The sequence below is a fragment of the Ramlibacter sp. genome, from assembly GCF_035548915.1.
Classification (GTDB): domain Bacteria; phylum Pseudomonadota; class Gammaproteobacteria; order Burkholderiales; family Burkholderiaceae_C; genus Ramlibacter.
Map to the genome: position 1 here is coordinate 98441 of NZ_DASZSE010000005.1, position 7085 is coordinate 105525.

At 66.0% G+C, this 7085-nt stretch carries 3 protein-coding genes; 2 read left to right on the forward strand and 1 reads right to left on the reverse strand.

The genetic code is table 11. The features are described from left to right. Positions 1–11: 11 nt before the first annotated feature. Both VHA82_RS01210 and VHA82_RS01215 read left to right on the forward strand, forming a co-directional pair. Positions 12–4742 carry a glutamate synthase-related protein gene (locus VHA82_RS01210; RefSeq protein ID WP_325539428.1) on the forward strand — a complete coding sequence of 1577 codons (4731 nt, stop codon included), beginning with the start codon at positions 12–14 and terminating at the stop codon, positions 4740–4742. A gap of 23 nt (positions 4743–4765) precedes the next feature. Then, positions 4766–6232 carry a glutamate synthase subunit beta gene (locus VHA82_RS01215; protein WP_325539430.1) on the forward strand — a complete coding sequence of 489 codons (1467 nt, stop codon included), beginning with the start codon at positions 4766–4768 and terminating at the stop codon, positions 6230–6232. 276 nt (positions 6233–6508) lie between these two features. Here VHA82_RS01215 and VHA82_RS01220 read toward each other — a convergent pair. Further along, a partial coding sequence (locus VHA82_RS01220; RefSeq protein WP_325539432.1) for a hypothetical protein occupies positions 6509–7085 on the reverse strand: 577 nt, incomplete at its 5' end.

Here is a 7085-nt window from a genome sequence, read left to right on the forward strand (position 1 = left end):
AGGAGCAGCCTATGACGTCGGCCGCCGAGATCTCGCATCTACAAGAACACGGTCTGTATTCCTCCGCCAACGAGCACGACGCATGCGGTGTCGGCTTCGTGGCGCACATCAAGGGGGACAAGAGCCACGGCATCGTGCAGCAGGCGCTCAAGATTCTCGAAAACCTCGACCACCGCGGCGCCGTCGGCGCGGACAAGCTGATGGGCGACGGCGCCGGCATCCTGATCCAGATGCCCGACGCGCTCTACCGCGAGGAGATGGCGAAGCAAGGCGTCGAGCTGCCGCCGGTCGGTGAATACGGCGTGGGCATGATCTTCCTGCCCAAGGAACACGCCTCGCGCCTCGCCTGCGAGCAGGAACTCGAACGCGCCATCAAGGCCGAAAACCAGGTGCTCCTCGGCTGGCGCGACGTGCCTGTGGACCGCGACATGCCGATGTCGCCTGCCGTGCGCAAGAAAGAGCCGATCATCCGACAGGTGTTCGTGGGCCGCGGCACGGACGTGATCGTGCAGGACGCGCTCGAACGCAAGCTCTACGTGATCCGCAAGACGGCGAGCGCCGCGATCCAGAAGCTGAAGCTCAAGCACTCGAAGGAATACTACGTCCCGAGCTTTTCCAGCCGCACCGTCATCTACAAGGGCCTCCTCCTTGCCGATCAGGTCGGCGTCTACTACAAGGACCTGCAGGATGCGCGCTGCGTCTCCGCGCTGGGCCTCGTGCACCAGCGCTTCTCTACCAACACCTTCCCCGAGTGGCCGCTCGCGCACCCGTACCGCTACGTCGCGCACAACGGCGAGATCAACACGGTCAAGGGCAACTACAACTGGATGCGCGCGCGCGAAGGCGTGATGTCGTCTCCGGTGCTGCTCGCCGACCTGAAGAAGCTCTACCCGATCAGCTTCCCCGACCAGTCCGACACCGCCACCTTCGACAACTGCCTGGAACTCCTCACGATGGGCGGCTACTCGCTCGCCCACGCGGTGATGATGATGATCCCCGAGCCGTGGGAGCAGCACACGCTGATGGACGAGCGGCGCAAGGCGTTCTACGAGTACCACGCCTCGATGCTGGAGCCATGGGACGGCCCCGCCTCGATCGTGTTCACCGACGGCCGCCAGATCGGCGCCACGCTCGACAGGAACGGCCTGCGCCCCTCGCGCTACTGCGTGACCGACGACGATCTCGTCATCATGGCTTCCGAATCCGGTGTGCTGCCGGTGCCGGAAAACAAGATCGTGCGCAAGTGGCGCCTGCAGCCCGGCAAGATGTTCCTGATCGATCTCGAGCAGGGCCGCATGATCGACGACGAGGAGCTGAAGGCGTCGCTCGCCAACTCCAAGCCGTACAAGCAGTGGATCGAGAACCTGCGCATCAAGCTCGACGACCTCACGGACACGTCGGGCACCGCGCCGCACAACGACGTGGACCTGCTGGACCGCCAGCAGGCCTTCGGCTTCACCCAGGAGGACGTGAAGTTCCTCATGTCGCCCATGGCGCAGGCGGGCGAGGAAGGCGTGGGCTCGATGGGCAACGACAGCCCGCTTGCCGTGCTCTCGGACAAGAACAAGCCGCTTTACAACTACTTCAAGCAGCTCTTCGCGCAAGTGACGAACCCGCCGATCGATCCGATCCGGGAAGCCATCGTGATGTCGCTCGTGTCGTTCATCGGTCCGAAGCCGAACCTGCTGGACATCAATCAGGTGAACCCGCCGATGCGGCTCGAGGTGAGCCAGCCGATCCTCGACTTCGCCGACATCCAGAAGCTGCGCGAGATCGAGAAGCACACGCACGGCAAGTTTCGCAGCTACACGCTGGACATCACGTATCCGCTCGCGTGGGGCCATGAAGGCGTGGAGGCGCAGCTCGCGTCGCTCAACGCGGAGGCCGTGGATGCGCTGAAGTCCGGCAAGAACATCCTCATCGTGAGCGACCGCGGCGTCGGCCCGGGCAAGGTGGCGATTCCCGCGCTGCTCGCGCTCTCGTCGATCCACCAGCACCTGATCCGCGAGGGCCTGCGCACGACCGCGGGCCTCGTCGTGGAAACGGGCAGCGCGCGCGAAGTGCACCACTTCGCGGTGCTCGCGGGCTATGGCGCCGAGGCGATCCACCCCTACCTCGCGATGGAAACGCTGGTCTCGATCCACCAGGACCTGCCCGGCGACCTGAACCCGGACAAGGCGATCTACAACTACGTGAAGGCGGTCGGCAAGGGCCTCGCGAAAGTCATGTCGAAGATGGGCGTGTCGACCTACATGTCCTACTGCGGGGCGCAGCTCTTCGAAGCCATCGGCCTGAACAGCGACACGGTGGAAAAGTACTTCACGGGCACCGCGAGCCGCGTGGAAGGCATCGGCGTGTTCGAGATCGCGGAGGAGGCGATCCGCATGCACCGCTCGGCGTTCGGCGACGACCCGGTGCTCTCCACCATGCTCGACGCGGGCGGCGAATACGCGTGGCGCACGCGCGGTGAAGAACACATGTGGACGCCCGACGCGATCGCGAAACTGCAGCACAGCGCGCGCGCGAACAACTGGAACACGTACAAGGAATACGCGCAGATCATCAACGACCAAAGCCGCCGCCACATGACGCTGCGCGGCCTGTTCGAATTCCGTATCGATCCGGGCAAGGCCATTCCCGTCGACGAGGTCGAGCCCGCCAAGGAGATCGTGAAGCGCTTCGCGACCGGCGCGATGTCGCTCGGATCGATCTCCACCGAAGCGCACACGACGCTTGCAATCGCCATGAACCGCATCGGCGGCAAGAGCAACACGGGCGAAGGCGGCGAGGACCCGGCGCGCTACCGGCAGGAACTGAAGGGCATCCCGATCCAGACCGGCCAGACGCTTGCGCAGATCATCGGCCGCGACGTGGTCGAAGTGGACCTGCCGCTGCGAGAGGGCGATTCGCTGCGCTCGAAGATCAAGCAGGTGGCTTCGGGGCGCTTCGGCGTCACGGCGGAATACCTCGCCTCGGCCGACCAGATCCAGATCAAGATGGCGCAGGGCGCCAAGCCCGGCGAGGGCGGGCAGCTGCCCGGCGGCAAGGTGTCGAAGTACATCGGCCGGCTGCGCTATTCGGTGCCGGGCGTGGGCCTCATCTCGCCGCCGCCGCATCACGACATCTACTCGATCGAAGACCTCGCGCAGCTGATCCACGACCTGAAGAACGCCTCGACCCATTCGTCGATCAGCGTGAAGCTGGTGTCCGAAGTGGGCGTCGGCACCGTCGCCGCCGGCGTTGCGAAGTGCAAGGCCGACCACGTGGTGATCGCCGGCCACGACGGCGGCACCGGAGCTTCCCCCTGGTCGTCGATCAAGCACGCCGGCTCGCCGTGGGAAATCGGCCTTGCGGAAACGCAGCAGACGCTCGTGCTGAACCGGCTGCGCGGACGCATCCGGGTGCAGGCCGACGGGCAGATGAAGACCGGCCGCGACGTCGTGATCGGCGCGCTCCTCGGCGCGGACGAATTCGGTTTCGCGACGGCGCCGCTCGTGGTGGAAGGCTGCATCATGATGCGCAAGTGCCATCTGAACACCTGCCCGGTCGGCGTGGCCACGCAGGACCCGGTGCTGCGCAGGAAATTCGCGGGCCGCCCCGAGCACGTCGTCAACTACTTCTTCTTCGTCGCCGAGGAAGTGCGCCAGATCATGGCGCAACTGGGCATCCGCAAGTTCGACGAGCTGATCGGCCGCGCCGACCTGCTCGATACCCGCAAGGGCATCTCGCACTGGAAGGCGCGCGGGCTCGACTTCACGCGAATCTTCGCGCTGCCCGACGTGCCGGCGGACGTCGCGCGCTTCAACTGCGAACAGCAGGATCACCGCCTGGACAAGGCGCTCGACCGCATCCTCATCGAGAAATCGCGCCCGGCCATCGAGCGCGGCGAGAAGGTGCAGTTCATCGAGGTCGCTCGCAACGTGAACCGCTCGGTGGGCGCGATGCTCTCCGGCGCGATCACGAAGGCGCATCCGCAGGGCCTGCCGGACCACACGATCTTCATCCAGATGGAAGGCACGGGCGGGCAGTCGTTCGGCGCTTTCCTCACGAAGGGCGTCACGCTCTATCTGATCGGCGACGCGAACGACTATACCGGCAAGGGCCTCTCCGGCGGGCGCGTCGTCGTGCGTCCCTCGATCGATTTTCGCGGCGCCGCCACCGAGAACATCATCATCGGCAACACGGCGCTCTATGGCGCCACGAGCGGCGAGGCGTTCTTCAGCGGCGTGGCGGGCGAGCGATTCGCGGTGCGACTGTCCGGGGCGACGGCAGTCGTCGAGGGCACGGGCGACCACGGCTGCGAATACATGACGGGCGGCACGGTGGTCGTGCTCGGCAGGACCGGCCGCAACTTCGCGGCGGGCATGTCCGGCGGCATCGCGTACGTCTACGACGAGGACGGCCAGTTCGCGAGCCGCTGCAACACGGCGATGGTGTCGCTCGAGCGCGTGGGCACGACGGCCGAGCAGCGCTCGGACGCCGGCAAGACCAAGCTGCACCACGACCAGACCGACGAGGCGCTTTTGAAGAAGCTGCTCGAGGACCACAACCGCTGGACCGGCAGCCGCCGCGCGCGCGAACTGCTGGACAACTGGGCGGCCGCGCGCCAGAAATTCGTGAAGGTCTTCCCGAACGAATACAAGCGCGCCCTCGCGGAGATGTACGAGCGCGAAGTGGAGCTCGCGAGCACGGGCAACAACGCACACGTGGCGATGAAGCACGAGCCGGTGGTGGCGAAGTAATCGGCAAAAAGGGGATTCGAGCAATGGGCAAAGTCACCGGCTTCCTGGAATTCGACCGCATCGAGGAGGGCTACCGCCCCGTGGGCGAGCGCGTGAAGCAGTACAAGGAGTTCGTGGTCGGACTCACCGACGACCAGGCCAAGGTGCAGGGCGCGCGCTGCATGGATTGCGGCACGCCGTTTTGCAACTCGGGCTGCCCGGTCAACAACATCATCCCGGACTTCAACGACCTCGCGTACCGGCAGGACTGGGCGAATGCGTTCGCGGTGCTGGATTCGACCAACAACTTTCCGGAGTTCACCGGCCGCATCTGCCCGGCGCCTTGCGAGGAGGCGTGCGTGCTCAACGTCAACGACGAGCCGGTGGGCATCAAGTCGCTCGAACACGCGATCATCGACCGCGCGTGGGAGCACGGCTGGGTGAAGCCGCGCGTGGCGCGCATCCGCACCGGCAAGAAGGTGGCGGTGGTCGGCTCGGGACCGGCGGGCATGGCGGCCGCGCAGCAGCTTGCGCGGTCCGGCCATGACGTGACGCTCTTCGAGAAGAACGACCGCATCGGCGGGCTGCTGCGCTACGGCATTCCCGACTTCAAGATGGAGAAGCATCACATCGACCGCCGCGTCGAGCAGATGAAGGCCGAAGGCGTGGTGTTTCGCACCGGCGTGATGGTGGGAAAGCTCCCCGAAGGCTCGAAGGTCACGAACCTCGCCAAGACGAGCGTGACGCCCGCGGAGCTGGACAAGGAGTTCGACGCGATCCTGCTTGCCGGCGGCGCGGAGCAGTCTCGCGACCTGCCGGTGGCGGGGCGCGAGCTGGACGGCATCCACTTCGCGATGGAATTCCTGCCGCAGCAAAATCGCGTGAACGCCGGCGACAAGGTGAAGGGCCAGATTCGCGCGGACGGCAAGCACGTGATCGTGATCGGCGGCGGCGACACGGGCTCCGACTGCGTGGGCACGAGCAACCGCCACGGCGCGAAGAGCGTGACGCAGTTCGAGCTCATGCCGATGCCGCCCGAGCACGAGAACAAGGAACTCACCTGGCCCTATTGGCCGTACAAGCTTCGCACGTCGTCGTCCCACGAGGAAGGATGCGAGCGCGAGTTCGCGATCGCCACGAAGGAATTCCTGGGCGACAAGGGCAAGGTCACCGCGCTGAAGACAGTCCGCGTCGAGTGGAAGGACGGCAGGATGGCCGAGGTCGCCGGCAGCGAGCAGGTGATGCCCGCCGACCTCGTGCTGCTCGCGATGGGCTTCGTGAGTCCGGTGCAAAGCATCCTCGAAGGCTTTCGCGTGGAGAAGGACGCGCGCGGCAACGCGAAGGCCACGACCGACTTCAACGGCGGCTACGCGACGAACGTGCCGAAGGTGTTCGCCGCCGGCGACATGCGCCGCGGACAGTCACTCGTGGTGTGGGCGATCCGCGAAGGCCGCCAGTGCGCCCGTTCGGTCGATCTGTTTTTGATGGGTTCGACCAACCTGCCGCGGTGAGATTTAGTGGTGCGCCGAGCTTCGCAGCTCCCGCGCCGCTCATTCCCGCGGACGCGGGAATCCAGATTTTAGAGCGGTTCAGATTTACTCGGAATCGTCATGCGCGGGCTTGACCCGCGCATCCATCAAGAGAAAGATTCTTCTCACGAGGATGGATTGCCGGGTCAAGCCCGGCAACGACAATGTATTTCAAACAAATGGTGATGCTCTGGTTCTGGGTGCCCGCTTTCGCGGGGGCGAGCGGAGGAGGACAGGCTCAACGACGAGCCACGCCACTTACCGCGGAAAGAAGAAGAAGAACGGCGGCGGCTGTTGCGAGCGCCGGTACTGCGCTTCGCGCTGAGCCGCCTGCGCATCGCGCTGAGCCTGCATTTGACCCGACGAGCGCGGCGCACGCGGCCGGGTGGCGCTTGGCGTATTTGGGTGCTGGGCGGACGCCACCGCTGCAGCGCGTGGCGGCTGCGGCCGCTCGGCCACCATCGGCGTCATGGGCAACGTCGTGGTCGCCACCACCGGATCGGCGCCGACCGGCATGGGTACGCGGCGCGGCCAGGCATAATCGTCCGCGCGGCCGGCCGGGACCGGCAGCGCTTCGCCACGGATCAGCACGCGCGAGGCGACCGCATCGGCGAGCGACTGCCGCGCGCCATTTGCTCCCGCGAGCTCTTCACTTTCGGACGGTTCGTTTGCCGCGTTGAGCGGGATCACCGGCCCTGCCAACGGACGTTGCGTCACGTTGCTGCCCGGCGCAGCCACCGTGGGCTGGCTCGCCGCCGGATCGACCGGCAACGCGATCGCCACCGGCCCGGTCGGCGTCATGGCGCGGCGAATTTCCTTTTCGAGATAGTGCGCA